Here is a 23,290-nt window from a genome sequence, read left to right on the forward strand (position 1 = left end):
TCGCAGGGAGGCGTATTTGCCGGAGCTCGATTCCAGGTTTTCGCACCAGCAGCAGACCGGCGCGGCTAGCGCGTGGGCGCGCGCCGCTCAGGCGGCGATGATGGCGCTCGCGGCGGCGCTGCCGGTACTGCTATGCGCCGCGTTCCTGCGTTACGAAGCCGCGCGCCTCGTGCGCAACGAGGCCGGGCTCGTCTCCAATTTCGTCGTCAATCAGGTGGTCGCGATTGCCGAGCGCGCGCGCAATGCGGCGCGGGTCGTCGCGCCGCGCGCCGCCGAGCCGTGCACGAAGCTGGCGGTCGCGCTCACGCTCGGCGCGGCCATGGAGCCGTATATCCGCACGCTCAATATCGTCGACGGCGATCGACTTGTCTGCTCTTCGGCGCTCGGCCAGCAGGCGCTCGCCCCGCACGCCGCCATGGCCGTCAATGGGCGCCTGCCGCGCGGCGACTGGCTCGCGATCGTGCCGCACACGCCGATGGTGGTCGATCGCCCGACGCTGCTGGTGGGCGTGCGCGCGCCAGGCGCACGCACCGTGGTTGCGGTGGTCGATTCGCAATATCTGCTCGACTTGCTGCGCGCGGCCGCTCCGCTTTCCGTGTATCGCCAGGCCGATTTGCGCGTGGGCACCGGCACCTCGCTGCGCGAAGCCCGTGACAATACCCCGCTGGCCTCGAGTCCGCTCGTGGCCGATACGCGCAAGCTGTTTGCGGGCAGCGTGATCGACCTGCAGCTTTACGGCGAGCCCGCGCACCTGAACGACATCTGGGGCGGCCTGCTGCTGCGTTACATGCCATGGGTGGTGGCGTTCTCCGCGCTGCTCGCGTGGCTCGTGCACCGCATGCAGCGCAGCCGCCAGTCGCGCCGCGAGCAGTTGCTGCGCGCGATAGGCGCGGGCGAATTCCACGTCGAATATCAGCCGCTGTATGGCGTCGAGTCGGGCCGTTGCGAGGGGGCCGAGGCGCTGCTGCGCTGGGTGCGTCCGGGCATCGGCGCGGTGCGCCCCGACGAGTTCATTCAGGCCGCCGAGGAAGACGGCGTGATCGTGCCGCTCACGCAGCATCTGCTGAAGTTGATCGCGCGCGACGTCATGCGCTGGGGCACGCGGCCAGGCTTTCACCTGGGCATCAACTTCTCGCCGGAGCATCTTTCGGGCGAGGACCTGCTACCTGACGTGCGGCGCTTCATCACCCAGATCGAAGGGCGTCAGATCCAGACCGTGCTGGAAATTACCGAGCGTTCGATCATGCGCAATACCGGGCAGGCGCGGCACAATCTGGACACATTGCGCGGCGAAGGCGTGCAGGTCGCGATCGACGATTTCGGCACGGGGTATTGCGCGCTGTCCTATCTGGAGAAATTTCCATTCGATATCCTGAAGATCGATCGAGGCTTCGTGCTTACGATCGATGCCGAGGGGCGCAGCGCAGTCGTGCTAGACACCATCGTCGGCCTCGCTCACAGCCTGGGCGCGCGCATCGTGGCGGAGGGCCTGGACTCGCAGGCGCAGTTCGAGTATCTGCGCGCGCGCGGCGTGAATTACATGCAGGGCTTTATCTATGCGAAGCCGATGCCGGCTGATGTCTTCAGCCGCTGGTATAGCCGCGCGGGCAGCGAGGCGTGCGCCAGTCCGGAGGCGCACGCCTGAATCATGACAGGGGCAACACCGAATAAAGCCACTCAATGCGGCGACGACCAGCCCTTGTAGCTGCCGATGTTGTCGCGCGTGATGAGCTGCGGCGTCATCTGGATCAGCGGATTGGCGGGCCTCTTGCCGTTCATGATGTCGTAGCCCACCTGCACGGCCGTCTGCGCCATCTTCCACGGATCCTGGCTTGCCGAGGCCTGCACCAGCGTGCTGGTCTTGAGCGCCGTTTCGATATCGGGCGCGCCGTCCACCGAGGTGATCACGATGTTGCTGCGATTGAGCTGCTTGGCGGCCAGATCGCTGCCCACGGCCTGCGGATCGTTGATGGTGAACACGCCGGCCACTTGCGGGAAGCGCGTGAGATAGCCCTGCATGGTGTTCATGCCGCCTTCGCGCGAACCCTTGCCGTCCTGGTCGTCGGAGAGGATCTTGATGCCCGGCGACTTCGCGAGCACCTGCTTGCAGCCGTTCACGCGGTCGATCACGGCCGAGACCTGCGGGCCGTTCTCGATGATCACGTTGCCCTTGCCGTTGATCTTCTTCGCCAGATATTCACACGAGATCTGGCCAGCCTTCACGTTGTCGGTCTGCACGGTGGCGTCGGCGCCCGCGGCAGCCACGTCCACCGCCACCACCACGATGCCCGCGGCGCGCGCCTTCTTCACGGCCGGCTCGATCGCCTTCGGATCGGAGGCGTTCAGCAGGATCATGTCGACGTGCGCCGAGATGAAGTTGTCGATCTGCGTGAACTGCTTGTTCAGGTCATAGTCGGCGGACACGGCGGTGACTTTCGCATTCGGATTGAGCTGCCTGGCCTTGGCTTCGGCACCCTGCACGATCGTGACGAAGTAAGGATTGCCAAGCGAGCCCACGGTGATGCCGATCGACTTCAGTTGCTTGTCGGCGGCATGCGCGCCCTGCAGCGCGAAACCGAGCGCGAGTGCGGCAGCGGCGCGAACAGCGAAAGCAGCCTTTTTCTTGAACATAACGTTGTCTCCAGAGGGGTCCGGTTGGTGTGTGTCATGCAGGGCGGGGGCAGGAGGACCGCCTGCCCCCGCTTTCAAAGCCGGTTCAAGGCCGGTTCAAGGCCGGTCAAGCGGTTCAGGTGCGCGCCGAGCCGCGCTGGCGGTAACGGTCGAGCGCCACGGCACCGACGATCACGAGGCCCTTGATGATGTATTGCCAGATGTCCGAGACGCCCAGCAGCACGAGGCCGTTCGAGAGCACCGCGATGATGAGCGCGCCGATCAGCGTGCCGACGATCGAGCCCACGCCGCCCACGAAGCTCGTGCCGCCCAGGATCACCGCCGCGATGGCGTCGAGTTCGTACGACTGGCCGAGCTGCAGGCCGTTCGCGGCATAGAGGCGCGCGGCCGACATCACCGCGCCCAGGCCCGCGAGCAGGCCCGAGACCGCATAGACGAACATCTCGATGCCCCACACCTTGATGCCCGAGAGGCGCGCCGCTTCGGGGTTGCCGCCCACCGAGTAGATGTGCAGGCCAAGCACCGTGCGGCGCAGCACGAACCACGACACGGCCACCACCACCAGCGCGATGATCACGAGCCAGGGCACGCCGAACACCGTGCCGTTGCCGATGAAGGCGAACGAGAGTTGCGGATTGAAGACGGTGGTGTCGTGGCCGATGAGGCGGGCGATGCCGCGCACGGCCGTGAGCGAGCCGAGCGTGACGATGAACGGCGGCAGGCGCAGCAGCGAGATCAGCGCGCCGTTGACGATGCCAAAGCCAAGCCCCACGCCGAGCGCGGCGGGAATGCCCAGCCAGCCCCAGCCCGGCACGGTCGAGCACAGCATGGCCGTGACCGCCGAGGCGGCCAGTATCGAGCCCACCGAGAGGTCGATGCCGCCCGTGAGAATCACGAAGGTCATGCCGGCGGCGAGCACGATGTTGATCGACGCCTGCTGCGCGACGATCGAGAGATTCTGGAACGTGACGAAGCCATCGGTCAGGAAGCCGAAGCCGATGCATAGCAGCACGAGCACGGGCAGCATGCCTGCCGTGCGCATGAGGGATTTCATGCGGGCGCGATGGCCGTCGGGCGCAGCGCCCCCGCGCGCGGCCTGGGCCGGTTGGGCGGGCGACGCTGCAACGCCGTGGCGGGGAAGGATGTTCTTCATGATGTCGTGCTCCTCAATATCTCTTCGACTGGTGCGTCGGACTGGTGCGTCGGACGGGTGCGTCTGAATCAGGCGGCCTCGTCCAGCGCGTCCTGCGAGCCGGTGGCGAGTTCGATGATGGCTTCCTGGTTGATGGGCTTGCCGGTGTAGCCGCCCAGCTCTCCGGCGAAGACGCCTTCGCGCATGACGAGCACGCGGTCGGCCACGCCGATGATCTCGGGCAGTTCGCTCGAAATCACGATGATGCCCACGCCGGTTTTGGCGAGGTCGTTGATGATGCGGTAGATCTCCGACTTCGCGCCGATGTCCACGCCGCGTGTCGGCTCGTCGAGGATCAGCACGCGTGGTCTGGTTTCCAGCAGGCGCGAGAGCAGCACCTTCTGCTGGTTGCCGCCCGAGAGCGCGCCCACGTTCACGCGCGGGCTGGGCACGCGGATCGAGAGCGAGCGGATCGAGTCCTTCGCGCGCGACGCGCCGCGCGCGAGGTCGAGCACGCCGAAGCGCGCATCGCGCCCGGCCACGGCCACGTTGATGTTGTCGCGCACGCTCATGTCGAGAAAGAGGCCCTGATGCTTGCGGTCCTCGGTCAGATAGACGAGGCCCGCCTCAATCGCATCGCGCGGGCCATGCACGTGGAGCGTGCGCCCGTCGATGGCGATCTCGCCGCGCACGCGCGGCTCCGCGCCGAAGATCAGGCGTGCGAGCTCGGTGCGGCCCGCGCCCACGAGGCCGGCAATGCCGAGCACTTCGCCCGCATGCAGGTCGAGACTGCAGCCGCGCACGCGGTTGTGGTCGGCCACGTCGCGCACCGTGAGCACTGCCTTGCCGGGATCGTAGGGCGCGTGCTCCTTTTTGTAGAACCCCGAAATATCGCGGCCCACCATCATGCCCACTAGGCTTTCCGCGTTGAGCGCGTCGCGCATCAGCGTGCCCACGTAGCTGCCGTCGCGCAGCACCGACACGCGGTCGGAGAGCTCATAGATCTCGGCCATGCGGTGGCTGATGTAGATGATCGCGAGCCCTTCCTCGCGCAACTGGCGGATCAGCTTGAACAGACGCTCGGTTTCGCGCGAGGAGAGCGGCGTGGTGGGCTCGTCCATCACGATGATGCGCGCGTCGCCATGCACGGCGCGCGCGATTTCCACCAGCTGGCGTTCGGCGATGGAGAGCGAGCCCACCAGCGTCGCGGGGCCGAAGCTGGCGCCGAGACGCTTGAGCACGTCTTCGCAGCCGCGCTCCATGGCGGCCCGATCGACCATGCCGAAGCGGCGGCCGCCGCGGCGCAGCTCGCGGCCCGCGTGAATGTTTTCGGCAACCGAAAGGTTCGGCGCGAGGCTCAGCTCCTGGTAGATCACGGCCACGCCCAGCTCGCGCGCGGCGAGCGGCCCGTCGATCACGACCGTCTTGCCGTCGAGCACGATCTCGCCGCCGGCGTCGGCCTGATACGCGCCCGAGAGAATCTTCATGAGCGTGGATTTGCCCGCGCCGTTCTCGCCCATCAGCGAATGCACCTCGCCGGGCCACACCGAGAGGCGCACGTTGTCGAGCGCGCGCACGCCGGGAAACGTCTTGCTGATACCCCGCATTTCCAGCAGCGGGGGCGTCTGTTCAGAGCGCGACATGGCTCTCCTCCTGCGCTTGTACGTTGGCTTGTGCGCCGGCGCCCATCAGGATGCCCGCACGCGGCGAAAAGTTGAAGAACATGGGCAGCGTGGCGGCGCCCAGCGCGCCGGCGTCGGGGCCGAAGGTGCCGCGCACCAGCGCGGGCGTGCCGCGCGCCTCGGGCGCGGTGGCCGCCACGGCCACGCGCAGGCGCTGCATGAGCGTATCGATGAGGCCCGCGTCCACGTCGGCGTCGAGCACCACGGCCGGCACGTCGAGCACGCACAGCGCGGCGCGCAGCGCGGGCGCGAGCGCGTCGATGCAGTCGTCGAGCCATTCCCCGACGGCCGGATGGCCGCGTGCGATGCACGCCTCGATATCGGCGCGGTTGTCCACCATCTCGCCGTGATATTGCAGATGGCGGCGCAGCGCGATGAGCGAGGCGCGCGAGAGCAGGATGTCCCACTTGCCGGCGGGCTTGTGCGCCGAGGGCAGGGCGCCCGGCGGCACGGGCATCACGGCGAAGTCGCCCGCGTTGCCGGAGAGGCCGCGCACGCAGTCGCCGTTGATGGCGATGCCGCCGCCAATGGCCGGGCCGAGGAACAGATAAAGGAAGTCGTCGCGCTGACGGCCGCAGCCGTAGAAGATTTCGGCGATGGCGGCGGCGTTGCCGTCGTTTTCGCTGAACACGGGCAGCCCGAGCGCGCGGCCCAGCTCGCCCGCGAAATCGACGTCGCTCCACACGCGGAACGCCTCGGCGGGCAGACCCAGCTCGCTCAGCCAGCTGCCAAGGTTGTACGGCTGCGCGACGCCAATGCCCGCGAGCCGGCTGCGCTCGGATTTATCCAGCAGGGCGGATAGTTCGCGGATGTCCTGCTGGACGATGTCCTGCGCCACCGAAGGTTGGGGGAGCAGCATGTCGTGCGAGCGCCGGCCGATCATCTGGCCCGCGAAGTCGACCAGCACGGTTTCGATATTGGTCCGGTCGAGCCGCACGCCGATGGCGAACGCGCCGCGCGGCGCGAGCCGCAGGAGCGAGGCGGGCTGGCCGCGTCCGCCGTCGAGGCGCCGTCCGCTCATCTCGATGAGGCCGTTTTCCGCAAGCGAGGTGATGATGCTGCCCACGGCGGTGCTGGTGAGATTGGCGAGGCGGGCGAGATCGGCCTTCGAGGCCTCGCCGGCGCGCCGCAGCGCCTGCAGCAGCAGTCGCTCGTTGAAGCGGCGGACATTGGCCGAGTTGCTGCCCTGGCCGACATGCGGACTTCTCACGTGTTTTCTCCGGTTGCGCCAGCAAAGGGTGTGACAGGGTTGGCGACTAAATAAATCAAGTTGATTTATTTAATGACGGAACGCGGCCTGTGTCAGCCTGGGGAAATCCCGGTCGCCGTGTAGCCGCCACGTCTTCCTCCTGAGCTATGCTTTCTTTGCTTTCAACGGCTTTCATCTGTGCGCGGCGATCGTGCACGGTGCACACAGGAACAGGAACTTCATGGCATACATGCTGCTCATTGCAGAACCGCGCGGCCAGCGGAACGCGCGCACCCAGGCCGAGGGCGAGGCGCTCTACGCCCGCATGCTGCGCTTTGCCGACGATCTTGCCGTGCGCGGCGTGTTGATCGACGCGCAATCGCTCGTCTCCGACAAGGAGGCCGCTCGCGTGCAGGTGCGCGAAGGGCGGGCCAGCGTGCTCGACGGCCCGTTCGCGGAGGTCAAGGAAATGATAGGCGGCTTTTTCATGGTCAATTGCGCAACGCGCGCAGAGGCCCTCGCCATCGCGCGCGAATGCCCCGCCGCCGAGTGGGCGAGCGTGGAGGTGCGCGAGCTTGGCCCGTGCTTTCGCTAGTCAGCGAAGGCTGATTGGCGGCATCGGCCCAGGTAGTTTCCCTGGGTAAGCAAAAAAATATTCAAGCGATGTCGATTTGCTGGGCCGTGACGCGTCGTGTGAATGAGCGCATCGAAACGATGGCGCCAACCCCGCACCCGAATGGAGACAGGAGAAAGCAATGCGATTCATGATCATGGTGCGCGCCAACGCGCTGAGCGAATCGGGCGACACCCCCAACGACCCGGAGATGTTCGCCCAGATGGCCACCTACCACGAGGAACTGGCCAAGGCGGGCGTGCTGCTCGACGCCTCGGGCCTGCAGCCGAGCTCGCGCGGCTTTCGCGTGCGCTACACCGACGGCAAGCCGGCCATTGTCGACGGCCCGTTCACCGAGACGAAGGAGCTGATTGCCGGTTACACGCTGATCCAGGTGCGCTCGCGCGACGAAGCGCTCGAATGGGCGCGACGTTTCCCGGCGCCGTTCGGCAAGCACACGGACGGCGAGATCGAAGTGCGCCAGCTTTATGAACTCGACGATTTCGCACCGTGCGAGGGCATCGAACGCTTTGGCGCGCTCCTCGAAAAAGAGCGCCGCGCCAAATAAGCGATTTATTCTGCAATCCAGACGATATCGATAAAGGAAACCATCATGCACAAGCATATTTTCGTCAATCTGGGCGTGCGCGACCTGAAGCGCTCGATGGACTTCTTCGGCAAGGTTGGCTTTACGTTCGAGCCTAAATTCACCAACGACAAGGCTGCCTGCATGGTGATCGGCGAGAACATCTTCGCGATGCTGCTCACCACCGACTTCATGCGCGGCTTCACTGACAAGGCGCTCGTCGATGCGCGCGAGCAGACCGAAGTGCTCGTGTGTCTTTCGTGCGAGTCGCGCGACGAAGTGAACGCGCTCGTGGAGAAGGCGCTGGCGGCGGGCGGCAGCTCGAAGCGCCCGCCCATGGATTGCGGCGATGCCATGTATGGCCGCAGCTTCGAAGACCCCGACGGCCATATCTGGGAGCTCATGTACATGTCGCCGGAAGCGGTCGAGAAAGGCGCGCACGGTTCGTGATGCGCGAGGCGCGCCGCGAGCATGACGAAGCAGCCGGCCAGGCGGCGACGCACCGCGCGATTGCCGCGGTCTGGCGCATCGAATCGGCCAGGGTGATTGCCCATGCCGCGCGCCTGCTCGGCGACGTGGGGCTCGCCGAGGATGCCGCGCAGGACGCGCTGCTCGCGGCGCTCGAAAGCTGGCCTGCGAGCGGCATCCCCGCCAACCCGGGAGCCTGGCTCATGACGGCAGCGAAGCACCGCGCGCTCGACCGCTTGCGGCGGGCCGCCTCGCATGCGCGCGCGCACGAAGCGCTGGGCGCCGATCTCGAAGCGCTCGAAGCGCACTTCGCGCCTGATTTCGTCGATGCGCTGGACGCCGCGCGCGAAGACGACATCGGCGACGACCTGCTGCGGTTATTGTTCGTGGCCAGTCATCCGGTGCTGCCACGCGAGGGGCGTGTGGCGCTCACCTTGCGGCTCCTGGGCGGGCTGACCACGGCCGAGATCGCGCGCGCGTTTCTCGTGGCCGAGGCCACCGTCGCGCAGCGCATCGTGCGCGCGAAGCGCACGCTGGCGGAGGCAAACGTGCCGTTCGAAGTGCCGGACAAGGCCGCGCGCACGGCGCGGCTTGCTTCGGTGTTCGAAGTCATCTATTTGATTTTCAATGAGGGTTATGCAGCGACGGCGGGTACGGACTGGATGCGGCCGGCGCTTTGTGAAGAAGCGCTGCGCCTCGCCCGCATGCTTGCCGAGCTGGCGCCCGAGGAGTCTGAAGCGCATGGGCTTGCCGCACTGCTGGAATTGCAGGCGTCGCGATTGCCTGCGCGCGTGGACCGGCAAGGCCGCGCGGTGCTGCTCGCCGACCAGAACCGCGCGCGCTGGGATACGCTGCTGATCCGCCGCGGCCTTGCCGCGCTGGCGCGCGCCGAACAATGTGCGAGGTTGGCGGGGGAGCGATCCGCACCGCGGCCCGGCGCTAAGCCAGATGCGGGATCTGCGCAGCGAGAGGCCGACGCGGCACTTGGGTCGTATGCGCTGCAAGCCGCGCTCGCCGCGTGTCATGCGCGTGCGCCGAGCACGCAGGAAACCGACTGGGCGCGCATCGTTTCGCTCTACGATGCATTGCTGCGCATCGCTCCGTCTCCCGTGGTGCAGCTCAATCGCGCCGTGGCGGTGAGCATGGCGCAGGGGCCACAAGCGGCGCTCGACATCGTCGATGAGTTATGCGAGGAGCCGGCCTTGCGCCAATACCCCTGGCTGCCTGCCACGCGCGGCGATCTGCTTGCGAAGTTGGGCCGCGCCGATGAGGCGCGCGCCGAGTTCGAGCGCGCCGCCGCGCTCACGCAGAATGCGCGCGACCGCGAGGTGCTGCTCGAGCGGGCCGCAACGGCACCAACCGATCAGCCGAACGTGAACGGCCAGGACCGGAATTTCAAAACACGCACCTAAACATTGCGCGGCGCAATGCGCTCGCCTGGCATCAGTTCATAGGGGGCCTTCCAGCCGGGCAGATGCGCGATTCGCTGCGCCCAGCGCGCGATGTTCGGATAAGCGGCGGGAAGATCGAAGCCCGTTTCTTCGGCTGGATAGAACACGTATCCGGCGAGCGAGAGATCGGCGATGGTGGGCCGTTCCCCCACCATATACTCGTTCCCCGCGAGATGGGTTTCGACAATCGAGTACGCGGCCTCGGCCCGGCCCTTCAAGAACTTCTGGACTTCGGGGTGCTGCGGAGTTGTCGCGAACGAGCGGAAGTAGCGATAGGTGGCGATATAGCTGGTGAACTTGTGGTTATCGAACAGGATCCACCGCAAGATTTCGCGCCGCTCGTGCTCGCTGCGCGCGGCGAATGTTCCGAGGCGATCGGCGAGGTAGTCGAGAATCACGCCCGATTGCGTCAGCGTGTTGCCGGCATGTTCGAGAACGGGCACTTCACCCATTTCATTGGTGCTTGCGCGCCAGTCCGCGCCGCGCGTTTGCCCGTGGAAAAAGTCGACGAACACCGGTTCCCAGTCGACGCCCGAGCAGGCGAGCATCAGCGCCACCTTGTACGCGCTGCCCGATTGCGCAAAGCAGTGCAGCTTGTATTCCGTGCTCATGATGGTCCTCCGGGGTGCGCCCTTGGGTTATGCCATCGGCAGCGTAGCAGCAAACCGGCGTGCTGTACGCAAGCGGCCACTAATTCGTTGGCAAGGGCGCGAGCGGCGTGGACGTGGTGCGTTGCTGAGGGCATCGCTTCAAGCGAGCCTCGCCGGCCTCAGCGCAGCGAGCAATTGAGCCAATGCGCGATGCGCATGCCGTCGAGGCGCGAGCCTTCGGCGCTCGCGCTGTCGAGCATGACGACAATCACGGGGCGCCGCCCGTGCACCATCACGCGCATGACCATGTTGTGCCCCGACTCGTTGATGAAGCCTGTTTTCTGCAGGCTCGCCTGGACGCGCTCGTAGCGCACGAGGCGGTTCGTGTTCACGTACAGGAGTTTTCCGGGGTCGGTGAATACGAGTTGCTGTTTGTCGGTCGAGTAGCGGCGGATCAGCGGATAGCCGTTGGCGGCACGCACGAGCCGCGCAAGCTCGCGCGCGGTGGAGACGTTGTGCGGCGAGAGGCCCGAAGCGTTGACGAAATGCGTGTGCGGCATGCCGAGCTTGCGCGCTTTGGCGTTCATTGCTGCTACGAACGCGGGGCGCCCGCCCGGATAGTCGCGGGAAAGCGCCGCTGCCGCGCGGTTCTCCGAGGACATTAGTGCGATATGGAGCATGTCGGCACGCGAGAGGCTCGAGCCCACCGGGAGCCGCGAATGGGTGAACTTGAGCGTGTCGAGGTCGGCGTCGGTCACGGCAATGTGGCGTGCCAGCGGCGTGTCGTGCTGATCGAGCCAAACCACGGCGGTCATCAGCTTCGAGACCGATGCGATGGGGGCGACGGCGTCGGCGTTGCGCGCGTAGAGCGGCGTGCGCGTTTTTTCATCGACGACATAGACCGAGCGTGAGAAGAGCTTTCTGCGCGAGGCCGGCGTGAAGCCGCAGCGCGTGAGCAGGCGCGGGCCGGCCGTGCTGGTTGTGCTGGTTGTGCCGGTCGTGCCCCCGGGTGTCGCGCGTGCCGCGTGCCTGCTCTTTGCTGCGCGCGGCGGACGCGATGTATGCGGCGCGGCTTTTACCTTTGGCCGCTTTGCGCGGCGTTTCGCATCGGACGCTTCGCCGCTCGCCAAGGCCGGCGAAGTGCGTTGCACGGAGCGCCGCTTGCGCGTGATTTTTTTCTTTTTAACGGGCGCGTGCGCGCGCATTTCGGTGTGATGCCGCTGTGGCGTGGTGGCGAAGGCGGCGGTTGCGGTCAGGCTCGCAATGAGCAGGGCACAGAGAACCAATGGGAGTCGAGAAAGGGAAATCACCGGCGGACGCAGTTGAAGCTTGAGTTCGGATGGGCTGAATATCCAGGCGAGTTTCGGGCGTGAATTTCGCACCGAATGGAATCGGGACCTGGAGGTACGAGTCCGCGCCACGGTGTGCGCGAGGCCTCCATGGTACAGGCACGTTGCTGCGCGGTGTAGTTTGTGGCCGTGCAACGATTCGTGATGCAGCGTCACCCATGGCAGCGGGCTCGATGGCGAGACGCGGTTCGGAAGTATCATGCTGGTTTGCGTAGCAGCGCTCCTAACAAGACAATTCTGTTCCGGCCGCCTGGCCGCTTACCCACGCATGCAACTCACGGGCTCGACAGTTCCCATTTCCCTCGTACGCGGTTTTCTTGCTGCCGCCCAGGCGCGGCCGGAAGTCGTTGGCCACTATCTGGAACAGGCGGGCATTCCTGCGGAACTGCTCGACGAACTCGGCGCGCGCGTGACGGAGGAGCAGTTCTCCACGCTCTACCGCCTGCTCGCCATCGAACTCGACGACGAAATGCCGGGCATCTTCAGCCGCCCGTTTCGCAGCGGCACACTGAAATTCCTCTGCCTGAGCCTGCTGGATGCACGCAACCTCGAGACGGCGCTGCATCGCTTCGGCCAGTTCTTCCATATCGTGCTCGACGACTTCCGGCTCGAATCGCGCCGCAGCGAACTCGTGGCTCAGGTGGAGTTGCGCCCGCATGCCGCGTTCGGGCCGATCGGTCCGCTCGGCCAGGAGTTGATGCTCAAGCTGGTGCACGGTGTGTCGTCCTGGTTGATCGGCCAGAAGATCCCGCTGCTGCAAGTCGAACTGGCCTGTGCGCGGCAGCCTCACGCGCTCGATCACCGCTACTTCTTCTCCTGCCCGGTGCGTTTTGGCTGCGAGACCGCGCTGTTCCGCTTCAGCGCCGCCTACCTCGACATGCCGATCCGGCAGAGCAAGCGCAATCTCAGGCAATTTCTCGAGCGCTCGCCCGGCGAGTGGATTTTCGAGTCGTTCAGCGAGCAACTCGTGAGCCATCAGGTGCGCCAGTATCTGGCCAGCACGCTGCCCGATCTGCCGACCATCGAGGCGGCGTCCATGCATTTGCATTGCTCGGTGCGCACGCTGTGCCGGCGGCTCGCCTCCGAAGACACGTCGTTTCAGATGCTCAAGGACGATCTGCGGCGCGACGTGGCGATCCAGCGCCTCACCGATACGCAGGACACCATCGCCGCAATCGGCGCCGACATCGGCTTCGACGACCCCAGCGCCTTTCATCGTGCCTTTCGCCACTGGACCGGCAGCACGCCCGGCACTTATCGCGGGCGGCCCTGAGCAGCGCGTCCCGGTTCGAGCGATCCCGGGTGTGATTCCTGCTGCTTGACTGTCCGATGTGTCCAGTTTTGCACGCGATCCGCACCTGACCCGGTTCTGTTCCCCAGCACGATTTCCAGGCGGATTTCACGCCGGAAGCGGCCCCCCGCCGTAAGGGGGGCGCGTGCGCCGAAGGCACCAGGTTCAACCCTGGTCACCCGAGCCTCTCGTCGAATTCCGGCAAGCCGTGGCAAGATTTGTCACTAGATGGGCCGGTTTGGACAGTTTCGCGGGCGGGTTTTGGGGCTACGATCCATCGACATCGCCCCAGGTGCGCCGGCTCCGCAGCCAGCCCGCGCCGCGGCTCCCGAGATCCACGCGTGAAAAGAGGTTCGCCATGAGCTTTACCGCCCCCGTCAAAGACATGCTGTTCGTGCTGAAAGAATTGGCCGGCATCGACGAAGTTTCCACCTTGCCCGGCTTCGAGGATGCCGGATTCGACACCGCCCAGGCGGTGTTGGAGGAGGCTGCGAAGCTGTGCGGGGAAGTGCTCGCGCCGTTGAACGTGGAAGGCGACCGTACGCCGAGCAGCTGGCATGACGGCGAAGTCACGGCCTCGCCGGGCTTCAAGGCCGCGTTCGAGCAGTTCGCCGAAGGCGGCTGGCAAGGTTTGCAACACCCCGCCGAGTTCGGCGGCCAGGAGCTGCCGAAGCTCATCGGCACGCCCTGCAACGAAATGGTCAACGCCGCGAACCTGTCGTTCGCCCTGTGCCCGCTGCTGACCGACGGTGCGATCGAGGCGCTGCTGACCGCCGGCACCGAAGAGCAAAAGGCCCGCTACGTGCCGAAGCTCATTTCGGGCGAATGGACCGGCACGATGAACCTGACCGAGCCGCAGGCCGGCTCCGACCTCGCCCTCGTGCGCTCGCGTGCCGAGCCGCAGGCCGATGGTTCGTACCGCGTGTTCGGCACGAAGATTTTCATCACGTGGGGCGAGCACGACATGGCGAAGAACATCGTCCACCTCGTGCTGGCGCGCGTGCCGAATGCACCCGAAGGCGTGAAGGGCATTTCGCTTTTCATCGTGCCGAAGTTTCTCGTCAACGAAGACGGCAGCCTCGGGGCGCGCAATGACGTGCATTGCGTGTCGATCGAACACAAGCTCGGCATCAAGGCGAGCCCGACGGCCGTGCTCCAGTACGGCGACAACGGCGGCGCGATCGGCTATCTCGTGGGCGAAGAGAACCGCGGCCTCGAGTACATGTTCGTGATGATGAATGCAGCGCGCTTCGGCGTGGGCACGCAGGGCGTGGCGATTGCCGAGCGTGCGTACCAGCAGGCAGCGGCGTTCGCCAAGGAACGCGTGCAGAGCCGCCCGGTGGATGGCTCGGCGAAGCAGTCGGTGACCATCGTGCAGCACCCCGACGTGCGCCGCATGCTCGCCACCATGCGTTCGATGACCGAGGGCGCGCGTGCGCTCGCCTATGTCGCGGCAGGTCACTGCGATATCGCGCATCGTCATCCGGACGAAGCCGTGCGCGAGCGTCATCAAGCGATCTACGAATTCCTCGTGCCGATCGTGAAGGGCTGGAGCACCGAGATGGCCAACGAGGTTACGAGCCTCGGCGTGCAGGTGCATGGCGGCATGGGCTTCATCGAGGAAACGGGCGCGGCTCAGCACTATCGCGACGCACGCATTCTCGCGATCTACGAAGGCACGACGGCGATCCAGGCAAACGACCTGATCGGCCGCAAGACGGTGCGTGACCGCGGCGCGGTTGCGAAGGCGCTGCTCGGCGAAGTCGCGAAGACGATCGAGTCGCTCGCCCAGGCCGATGGCGCGGAAGCCGCTTCGATGCGCGTACAACTTGAACAAGGCGCACAGGCGCTCTCGCGTGTCGTCGACTTCATGATCGAGAACGTCAAGCGCGATCCGAACGGTACGTTCATGGGCAGCGTTCCCTATCTGAAACTCGCGGGCATCGTGCTGTGCGGCTGGCAGCAAGCGCGCGCGCTGCTCGCGGCGCAGCGCAATCTCGCCGACGATCCGTCGTTCTACGGCGCGAAGATCGCCTTGGCGCAGTTCTATGCCGACCATGTTCTCTCGCAGGCCAATGGCCTCGCGACGGCAGTGCTGGGTGCGCGCGGCGCGCAAGGCGTGCTGGCGCTCACGGAAGAACAGTTCTGATACCGGCCTGATGCCGGCCGAAACGGGAAACGCAGCATGAATACGAACGATTTGATCGCACAATACGGCCCACGCGAGTCGATGGAATACGACGTGGTGATCGTGGGCGGCGGCCCGGCAGGCCTGTCCGCAGCGATCCGCCTGAAACAGCTGGCAGCAGAAAAAGGCGCTGAGATCGGCGTATGCGTGCTGGAAAAAGGCTCGGAGATCGGGGCGCATATCCTCTCGGGCGCGGTCATGGATCCGCGCGCCATCGGCGAGCTCATTCCCGACTGGAAAGAGCAAGGTGCGCCGCTGAACGTGCCCGTTACCGAAGATCAATTTCTTTTCCTTTCGGAAACCAGCGCGAAAACGGTGCCCAACTGGGCGCTGCCGGACAACTTCAAGAACCACGGCAACTATGTGATCAGCCTTGCGAACGTCACGCGCTGGCTTGGGACAATGGCCGAGGCGCTGGGCGTGGAAATCTTTCCGGGTTTCCCGGCCGCCGAAGTGCTCTACAACGACGATGGCTCGGTCAAGGGCGTGGCCACCGGCAACATGGGCGTCGGCAAGGATGGCGAGCCTACCGAGATTTTCCAGCTCGGCATGGAGTTGCACGCGAAGTACACGCTGTTCTGCGAGGGTTGCCGCGGTCACCTGGGCCGTCAACTGAACGAGCATTTCAAGCTCGGCAAGGACGCGGATCCGCAGGTGTATGGCATCGGCATCAAGGAGCTGTGGGAGATCGATCCGGCCAGGCACAAGCCAGGCCTCGTGATTCACACGGCGGGCTGGCCGCTCGAAAAAGACACGTACGGTGGCTCGTTCCTCTACCACACCGACAATAACCAGGTGATGGTGGGTTTCGTCGTCGGCCTCGCGTACCAGAATCCGTACCTCTCGCCGTTCGAGGAATTCCAGCGCTACAAGACGCATCCGGCGATCCGCAAGTATCTGGAAGGCGGCAAGCGCGTTTCGTATGGCGCGCGTGCAATGACGGCGGGCGGGCTGATGTCGCTGCCGAAGCTGGTGTTCCCGGGCGGCGCTTTGGTGGGCGACGACGCGGGCTTCCTGAACGCTGCGCGCATCAAGGGCAGCCATGCGGCGATCAAGACCGGCATGCTCGCGGCTGAAGCGGCGTTCGATGCCGTACAGGCTGGCCGCCAGAGCGATGAACTTGCCGCCTATCCGGAAGCGTTCAAGCAGTCGTGGCTCTACACGGAACTGTACAAGGCGCGCAACTTCAAGCAGTGGATGAGCAAGGGCCTGTACCTGGGCACGCTGATGGTGGGCATCGAGCAGAAGCTCATGGGCGGCAATGTGCCATGGACGCTGCATCACCAGCACCGCGATCACGAGATGCTCAAGCCGGCGTCGCAGTGCAAGCCGATCGAGTATCCGAAGCCCGATGGCAAGCTCACGTTCGATCGCCTGTCTTCGGTGTTCATTTCCAATACGAATCACGAAGAGAACCAGCCGGCCCACCTCACGCTGAAGGACATCACCGTTCCGGTGGGCATCAACCTTAAAACTTACGCGGGTCCCGAATCGCGCTTCTGTCCAGCAGGCGTCTATGAATTCGTCAAGGACGATTCGGACGATGACCGCCTGCAGATTAATGCGCAAAACTGCGTACACTGTAAAACCTGCGACATCAAGGATCCGACGCAGAACATCGTGTGGGTCACGCCCGAGGGCGGCGGCGGCCCCAATTATCCGAACATGTGATGCACGCGGCGCAATCGCGAGCGAGACAATGAGCAAGGAGCGGAAATGAGCAAAGAAGTCGTGGTAGTAGGCGGTGTGCGAACCGCAATCGGCAAATTCGGTGGCAGCCTGAAGGATTTCGCGCCCACCGAGCTCGGCGCGATCGTGCTGCGCGAGCTGCTCGCGCGCAGCGAGGTCAAGCCCGAAGACGTGGGCCATGTGGTGTTCGGCAATGTGATTACCACCGAGCCGAAGGATCTTTATCTTTCGCGCGTCGCGGCCATCAACGCGGGCATTCCCGATTCGACGCCGGCCTTCAACGTCAACCGCCTCTGCGGATCGGGCTTGCAGGCGATCGTTTCGGCTGCGCAGACCATTCTGCTGGGCGACGCCGATGTCGCGATCGGCGCGGGCGCGGAGAACATGAGCCGCGCGCCGTATATCGCACCCGACATGCGCTTTGGCGCACGCATGGGTGATGCGCGTTTCATCGACATGATGCTCGGCGCGCTCCATGACCCGTTCAATACGGTGCACATGGGCGTGACCGCCGAAAACGTCGCGCGCAAGTTCGACATTTCGCGCGAGCGTCAGGATGCGCTGGCGCTCGAATCACACCATCGCGCGGCGCGCGCGATTGCACAGGGGCGGTTCAAAAGCCAGATCGTGCCCGTCACGCAGAAGGTGAGGGGGCGTGAAGTCGTTTTCGACACGGACGAACATCTGCGCACCGACGCAACGATCGAAGACTTCTCGAAGCTCAAGCCTGTCTTCGCGAAGGAGAACGGCACCGTGACGGCCGGCAACGCCTCGGGCATCAACGACGCGGCCGCAGCCGTGCTGCTGATGTCGCGCGAAGCGGCCGAGCAGCGCGGCGTCAAGCCGATGGCGCGACTCGTGGCCTACGGGCACGCCGGCGTCGATCCGCTGCACATGGGCATCGGCCCTGTGCCGGCCTCGCGCCTCGCGCTGCAGCGCGCGGGCCTGCGCGTCGAAGACCTCGACGTGATCGAATCCAACGAAGCCTTCGCGGCCCAGGCGTGCGCGGTTACGCAGGAACTCGGTCTCGATCCCGCCAAGGTCAACCCGAACGGCTCGGGTATCTCGCTTGGCCATCCGATCGGCGCGACCGGTGCGCTCATCACCGTGAAGGCGCTGCACGAGTTGCAGCGCATCGGCGGCCGCTATGCGCTGGTGACGATGTGCATCGGCGGCGGCCAGGGCATTGCGGCGATCTTCGAGAACCTCGCTTGAGGTTCGATGCGGGTTCGATGCGGATTGATACGGGTTCGATAAGGACTCGAAGAAAGCCTGCTCAAGGCTCGAAAACGCATCGATAGTGCCGGCGCGCCTCGTGAATCGAACGCGGCGCGCCTTTGTAGTTGTCACTTGTAATTGATACACCGACTGTTAGGGACTGCCATGTACGACCCGGCTAGCGAAGCAATGTCATCGGCTTATGCCTACCCTCTCTTGATCAAGCATCTGCTGCGCACGCCGATGGCACACGCGCCGAATCAGGAGATCGTCTACCGGGGCAAGGTCCGCATGACCTACACCCAGCTCCGGGAGCGCATCGCGCGACTCGCGAACGGCCTGCAACGGCTTGGCGTGGAGCATGGCACCACGGTCGGGGTGATGGACTGGGACAGCCATCGCTATCTGGAGTGTTATTTTGCAGTGCCGATGATGGGCGCCGTGCTGCAAACGGTAAACATCCGTCTCTCGCCGGCTGAGATCACCTACACGATCAACCATGCGGGCGCCCAGGTGCTGCTCGTCAACGCGGATTTTCTGCCGGTGCTGGCGTCGATTCGCGACAAGCTCGAACACGTGCGCGCGATCGTGCTGATCGACGACGAAGGCAATGCGGCGGCCTCGTCCGGGATTGAATTCGCCGATGAATACGAGCATCTGCTCGCGACCAGCGGCACGCACTTCGACTTCCCCGATTTCGACGAGAACACGCGCGCCACGACGTTCTACACCACGGGCACCACGGGCCTGCCCAAAGGCGTGTATTTTTCGCATCGGCAACTGGTGCTGCACACCATCACGGGGATGGCGGCGCTGGCGAGCCCTGCGTCGGGCCAGCGCTTCCATCGCGGCGATGTGTACATGCCGCTCACGCCGATGTTCCATGTGCACGCATGGGGCATGCCGTACATCGCGACCGTGATGGGCGTGAAGCAGGTGTACCCGGGCCGTTATGTGCCGGACCGGATCGTCGAGCTGATGCGCGAAGAAGGCGTCACCTTCTCGCATTGCGTGGGCACGATTTTGCACATGCTACTGAGCTGCCCGCAGGCCAAGACCGCCGACTTCAGCAAATGGACGGTCGTGATCGGTGGCGGGGCGCTGCCGCATGGTCTCGCGCGTACCGCACTGGAGCGCGGCATCGACGTCTTCACGGGTTACGGCATGTCCGAGACGTGTCCGTTACTCACGCTCGCGCAGTTGAAGCCGAGCGCCGAGCCGCGCGACATCGATGAGGAAGTCAGTCTGCGCTGCCGCACCGGTCTGCCAGTGCCGCTCGTGGACCTGCGCATCGTCGACGACGAAATGCAGGATCTCCCGCACGACGGCGTGGCGAGCGGCGAAGTGGTCGTGCGCGCGCCCTGGCTCACGCAGGGTTATCTGCACAATCCCGAAGCCTCCGCGCAGTTGTGGGAGGGTGGCTATCTGCATACGCAGGATGTGGCGCGCATCGGCACGGACGGCTATCTGCAGATCACGGACCGCATCAAGGACGTCATCAAGTCGGGTGGCGAGTGGGTTTCGTCGCTGGAGATCGAGAGCCTGATCTCGCAGCATCCCGCCGTGGCCGAAGTGGCTGTCATCGGCATCAAGAACGAGAAGTGGGGCGAGCGCCCGGCGGCCGTGGTCGTGCTGCGTCCCGGGTACGGCGAGCCGGTGAGCGAAGACGAAATCAAGCAGCATGTCCTGCGCTTCAGCGAAACCGGACAGATCTCGAAGTATGCGGTGCCGGAAGTCGTCAAGTTCGTCGACGCGCTGGAGAAGACCAGCGTGGGCAAGATGAACAAGAAGTGGCTGCGCGAGAACTTCGACTGAGGTGACGGCTTCGTCCGCGATGACCCGCGATGATTCAAAAATCCTGATAAGCGCGTGCCTGCTCGGCAGTCCGGTTCGTTATGACGGCGCGGCTAAAGCGCTTGTCCATCCGGCGCTCGATGCCTGGCGGCGCGAGGGACGCATCGTGTCTGTCTGTCCCGAGTTGAGCGGGGGATTCGGCGTGCCTCGTCGGGCCGCCGAAATTGCCCGCGCGGAGTCGGGCGAAACGGTTCTTGCGGGCGCGGCCCGCGTGGTCGATATCGCGGGCGTCGATGTCACCGCGCTTTTTCTGGCCGGTGCGCGGGCGGCGCTGCAACTCGCGCGCGAACACGATTGCCGCTTCGCATTGCTGATCGACGGCAGTCCATCGTGCGGCAGCAGCGTCATCTACGACGGGAGTTTCTCGGGCCAGCGCCGCGCCGGGGCCGGGGTGACGGCTGCGCTGTTGCGCCAGCACGGCATCGAAGTCTTCGCGGATTCGGAAATCGACGCGCTCAGTGCGCGGCTGGATCGCAAAGGCTGATTCCCAAACTCAGCCAGGCGTAATTGGTGCCGATCTCGGGGCGAATACAATCATCGCTCGCAATGAGATCACCTGGCGCCTCATGACACCCGTTAAATTCATTCTTCGCTACACCGCAATCCCGTTCACAGCAATTGTGGCAGTCGTTATCTGGACTGCGGTGCCATCCTCGAAGGAAGTCGATGCAAGGCAGTACGCGGCGTTGTCGCGTGCATATACGAGCTTTCCGGTTGCGCTCCGGCGTGAAATCTCCGACGCAATGGACCATGGCCGGATCAGCGACTGGCAGTACCAGACGCTGGTCCGCGACTCGCTCGCCAACGGCGTGGCGCTGGATTGGCCAGCATCCGGCGTGGATGACGTCGCGCTGGAGCGGCAAAAGCTGGCGACATTGATACACGCAGACCCTGATCTTCCAAAGACTTGATGTCGCTCGCCGGCAAGGAGTAGGAATTCAACGTTTTACGTTGTATTATTGATAATCGAATCGATCCTGCCCCTGCTCGCCATGTCCGACGCCACTCTCGATGAAGTCCGTCTCGCCGCCGAAATCGAGCGGCTCAAGAGCGAATTTCCCAAAACCCGCGAGCTGTATCGTGAAGTGTGCGCGCTGCTGTTCTTTCGCTTCGGCGTCACACCTACCGCCAACCGGCTTTATCAGCTGGTGCGGCGGGGCAGCATGGGCACGCCCACGGCGGTGCTTTCTGAATTCTGGGCGGAATTGCGTGAGAAAAGCCGCGTGCGCATCGAGCATGCGGACTTGCCCGAAGATTTGCAGGGCGCGGCGGGCGAACTCGTGGCCGCGCTCTGGACGCGTGCCACGGCAGCCGCGCAAGATGCGCTGGAGGCGCTGCGAGTCGAGGTCGAGCAGGCGCGCCTGGCGGCCCAGGCATCCGTTACCGCCATGGAGGGCGATCTCGCACGCACCGAGACGGCACTCGAGCAACGCACGAGTGCATTGCTCGCGGCACAGGTGCGCATTCAGGAGCTGGAGCAGGCGCAGGCCGCTGCCGCCGCCACTCGCAATGCGCTGGAGCGCGAAGTAGAGCGGCTGCAGCAGGACGGCCGCGAGCGCGATGGTGCGCTCGCGCAGGCGCGCGCCGATTTCGCGGTCGAGCTTGACAAGCTTCGTGCTGGAGCGGAGTTGGCCGAGACCCGCTTGCAGGCCGCAGAAAAGCGCGCGCTGCTCGAAATCGAGCGCGAGCGCGCGGCCAATGCGCGCCTGCAGCGTGACATCGAGGCGTCGAGCAAGCGCACTGCGCGGGCCGAAGAAAGTGCGCGGGCGCAGATTCAATCCCTGCAGGGACAGCTTGGTGATTTGCGCCATCAGGCAGGCATGCAGGAAGGGCGCCTGGAGACGCTGCGCGCGGAGCATGCGGCGCAGAAGCGCGAACTCGATGCGTTGCGCAAGAAGGTGGGTGAGGGCAGTGGCACGGGCGCGGCAACGGGTGCCGCGCCGGCCCAGCGCGTAAAGCGGCGCACGGGGCGCTCCGCGGATACCCCGGCGAAGCCGCTGCGTCCCGCGCGCAAGGCGATCGCGAGAAAGTGACTCTTGCACCGCAGATGCGACTTGGGCCGGGTTCGTATCGTGGCCCCAGACGAATACGCAGTGCTGGGTCTACCCTTGGAGCCACCGTGTCGCTAACGTAATCGGCATCTGAACATGATCGAGGAGATGCCGAGGATGTCCGAAACCGATACCGTTTCTGCCAATGGCAAGGCACCGTCGCCGCGTACGCGGGTGCGCCGCATTGCCGAGCGCGCGAACTACGATCGCGACACGCTTTATGCAATTGTCGACGCGGCCTACGTATGCCATGTTGCGTTTGCCGACGAGCACGGCGTGCACTGCATTCCCACGGCATGCTGGCGCGAGGGCGATCATCTCTACATCCACGGCTCCAATGGCAGCCGCATGCTGCGGCTCGCGGCCGACGGCGCGCAGGTCTGCGTGACGATCACGCACCTCGATGGCCTCGTGCTCGCGCGCTCGGCGTTTCATCACTCGATGAATTACCGTTCGGCGATGATTTACGGCGCGTTCGAAGTGGTCGAGGCCGATCGCAAGGCCGCCGCGCTCGATGCCTTTCTCGACCATATTGCGCGGGGCCGCGCACGCGAGGTGCGTGCCAGTGACCGCAACGAATTGGCCGCCACGACAGTGCTGCGTCTGCCGCTCGACGAAGCGGCCGCGAAGATCCGCACGGGTGGGCCGAAGGATGATGAAGCGGATCTCGGCCGCGCCGTCTGGGCGGGTGTACTGCCGTTGGCGCTCACGCCGCTCGCGCCAGAGCCTGACGGCATGCGGCCTGGGGCTGTCGTGCCTGACTATGTGACCGCGTGGACGCGTCGCACGGGAAAGCAAGACTAGCGCTGTGTTCGATGCTGGATGGCGGCGATAGGGCGTGCCGCCTTAGAGCAACCGATTTCGAGTCGCGGTGAAGCTTGAGCCCCCATTGTTACGATTGTGGCCGCGCATCGACTTTCCACACATCCTTCCCTTTGCCTTGCGACGATCGCCGCACTTATGGCATGAGCGCACATTGAATTTGCGTCACCCGATGCAAGTGGATCTGTGCGCCAGATCAATAACAATTAATAACTCATGCTGTAGCATTTTCCGGATTTAATTTTTCATAAAAAAGCCGCAATATTTTTCGGTATTCAAATCTGGAAAATCCGGTCTCAAGTTTTGCGTCGTCTTGATGCATCCCCCGGATTCATCGATTTCCTTGCCACTGCATTGGCTGAGTAAAATTATTTTATTTTGCATTGCATATCATTAAGAAAATCGTTTGAATATGACTGACTCATTCCTGAATCCAGACACACCCGGCACTCCATCGCCGGGCGCTGGCGCCTCCCATTCCGGTAC

The 23,290-nt window shown here is 64.8% G+C and carries 19 protein-coding genes and 1 pseudogene; 14 read left to right on the plus strand and 6 right to left on the minus strand.

All coding sequences use genetic code 11. The annotated features are described in order from the left end of the window. The first annotated feature begins 16 nt into the window (after positions 1–16). On the plus strand, positions 17–1,645 hold the full coding sequence (locus P5W99_RS31815; RefSeq protein WP_434666291.1) for an EAL domain-containing protein: 1,629 nt from the start codon (positions 17–19) through the stop codon (positions 1,643–1,645). Positions 1,646–1,677: 32 nt separating this feature from the next. Here the strand turns inward: P5W99_RS31815 and P5W99_RS31820 are convergent, their stop codons facing one another. The 4 genes and pseudogenes from P5W99_RS31820 to P5W99_RS31835 all read right to left on the minus strand — a co-directional run bounded on the left by P5W99_RS31820 (position 1,678) and on the right by P5W99_RS31835 (position 6,655). Continuing rightward, the gene (locus tag P5W99_RS31820; RefSeq protein WP_434662652.1) at positions 1,678–2,631 is read right to left on the minus strand and encodes an ABC transporter substrate-binding protein; all 954 of its coding nucleotides are present in this window, start codon (positions 2,629–2,631) and stop codon (positions 1,678–1,680) included. Between the two features lie 115 nt (positions 2,632–2,746). Further along, positions 2,747–3,703 (minus strand): annotated as a pseudogene (locus P5W99_RS31825) (ABC transporter permease subunit); the annotation flags it as partial. Between the two features lie 149 nt (positions 3,704–3,852). Further along, positions 3,853–5,406 (minus strand): sugar ABC transporter ATP-binding protein, encoded by a 1,554-nt coding sequence (locus P5W99_RS31830; protein WP_421026894.1) that lies wholly within the window; start codon positions 5,404–5,406, stop codon positions 3,853–3,855. Continuing rightward, on the minus strand, positions 5,393–6,655 hold the full coding sequence (locus tag P5W99_RS31835; protein ID WP_434666293.1) for an ROK family transcriptional regulator: 1,263 nt from the start codon (positions 6,653–6,655) through the stop codon (positions 5,393–5,395). The genes P5W99_RS31830 and P5W99_RS31835 overlap by 14 nt, the downstream gene beginning before the upstream one ends. A 220-nt stretch (positions 6,656–6,875) precedes the next feature. Between P5W99_RS31835 and P5W99_RS31840 the strand changes: the two genes are divergently transcribed. The 4 genes from P5W99_RS31840 (at position 6,876) to P5W99_RS31855 (ending at position 9,713) form a co-directional block, all read left to right on the plus strand. Further along, positions 6,876–7,229, plus strand: coding sequence for a YciI family protein (locus tag P5W99_RS31840; protein ID WP_421028539.1), 354 nt, complete (start codon positions 6,876–6,878; stop codon positions 7,227–7,229). A gap of 160 nt (positions 7,230–7,389) precedes the next feature. Then, positions 7,390–7,815, plus strand: coding sequence for a YciI family protein (locus P5W99_RS31845; protein WP_421028540.1), 426 nt, complete (start codon positions 7,390–7,392; stop codon positions 7,813–7,815). A gap of 45 nt (positions 7,816–7,860) precedes the next feature. Further along, positions 7,861–8,283 (plus strand): VOC family protein, encoded by a 423-nt coding sequence (locus P5W99_RS31850; RefSeq protein ID WP_421028541.1) that lies wholly within the window; start codon positions 7,861–7,863, stop codon positions 8,281–8,283. After that, a complete protein-coding gene (locus P5W99_RS31855; protein WP_434666591.1) occupies positions 8,283–9,713 on the plus strand; it encodes an RNA polymerase sigma factor in 1,431 nt (476 codons plus the stop codon). Before P5W99_RS31850 ends, P5W99_RS31855 begins: the two co-directional genes overlap by 1 nt. Here the strand turns inward: P5W99_RS31855 and P5W99_RS31860 are convergent. Beyond that, positions 9,710–10,363, minus strand: a complete 654-nt coding sequence (locus P5W99_RS31860) for a glutathione S-transferase family protein (protein WP_421028542.1) — start codon at positions 10,361–10,363, stop codon at positions 9,710–9,712. The two genes, P5W99_RS31855 and P5W99_RS31860, sit on opposite strands and share 4 nt — an antisense overlap. 158 nt (positions 10,364–10,521) lie before the next feature. Further along, the gene (locus P5W99_RS31865; RefSeq protein ID WP_434666298.1) at positions 10,522–11,493 is read right to left on the minus strand and encodes a serine hydrolase; all 972 of its coding nucleotides are present in this window, start codon (positions 11,491–11,493) and stop codon (positions 10,522–10,524) included. A gap of 466 nt (positions 11,494–11,959) precedes the next feature. Between P5W99_RS31865 and P5W99_RS31870 the strand changes: the two genes are divergently transcribed. From P5W99_RS31870 to P5W99_RS31910, 9 genes are all read left to right on the plus strand, one after another. Next, the gene (locus tag P5W99_RS31870; protein ID WP_421028543.1) at positions 11,960–12,964 is read left to right on the plus strand and encodes an AraC family transcriptional regulator; all 1,005 of its coding nucleotides are present in this window, start codon (positions 11,960–11,962) and stop codon (positions 12,962–12,964) included. A 376-nt stretch (positions 12,965–13,340) separates the two neighbouring features. Continuing rightward, positions 13,341–15,131, plus strand: a complete 1,791-nt coding sequence (locus P5W99_RS31875; RefSeq protein WP_421028544.1) for an acyl-CoA dehydrogenase — start codon at positions 13,341–13,343, stop codon at positions 15,129–15,131. A gap of 36 nt (positions 15,132–15,167) precedes the next feature. After that, complete coding sequence (locus tag P5W99_RS31880) at positions 15,168–16,841, plus strand: electron transfer flavoprotein-ubiquinone oxidoreductase (protein ID WP_421028545.1); 1,674 nt, start codon at positions 15,168–15,170, stop codon at positions 16,839–16,841. A 45-nt stretch (positions 16,842–16,886) separates the two neighbouring features. Beyond that, positions 16,887–18,074: a beta-ketothiolase BktB gene (bktB, locus tag P5W99_RS31885; RefSeq protein WP_434666303.1), complete on the plus strand. Its 1,188-nt coding sequence runs from the start codon at positions 16,887–16,889 to the stop codon at positions 18,072–18,074. 168 nt (positions 18,075–18,242) lie between these two features. Further along, entirely contained in the window at positions 18,243–19,892 is a 1,650-nt protein-coding gene (locus P5W99_RS31890) for a fatty acid--CoA ligase (protein ID WP_421028547.1), read from the plus strand. 19 nt (positions 19,893–19,911) lie between these two features. Beyond that, positions 19,912–20,415: a DUF523 domain-containing protein gene (locus P5W99_RS31895; protein WP_421028548.1), complete on the plus strand. Its 504-nt coding sequence runs from the start codon at positions 19,912–19,914 to the stop codon at positions 20,413–20,415. An 82-nt stretch (positions 20,416–20,497) separates the two neighbouring features. Further along, positions 20,498–20,842, plus strand: coding sequence for a hypothetical protein (locus tag P5W99_RS31900; RefSeq protein WP_434666594.1), 345 nt, complete (start codon positions 20,498–20,500; stop codon positions 20,840–20,842). 81 nt (positions 20,843–20,923) lie between these two features. Beyond that, complete coding sequence (locus P5W99_RS31905; RefSeq protein WP_421028549.1) at positions 20,924–21,964, plus strand: DNA-binding protein; 1,041 nt, start codon at positions 20,924–20,926, stop codon at positions 21,962–21,964. Positions 21,965–22,099: 135 nt separating this feature from the next. Next, on the plus strand, positions 22,100–22,786 hold the full coding sequence (locus P5W99_RS31910) for a pyridoxamine 5'-phosphate oxidase family protein (RefSeq protein WP_421028550.1): 687 nt from the start codon (positions 22,100–22,102) through the stop codon (positions 22,784–22,786). The last annotated feature ends 504 nt before the right edge of the window (positions 22,787–23,290 follow it).

It is taken from the genome of Paraburkholderia sp. A3BS-1L, assembly GCF_051125215.1.
Lineage (GTDB): Bacteria > Pseudomonadota > Gammaproteobacteria > Burkholderiales > Burkholderiaceae > Paraburkholderia.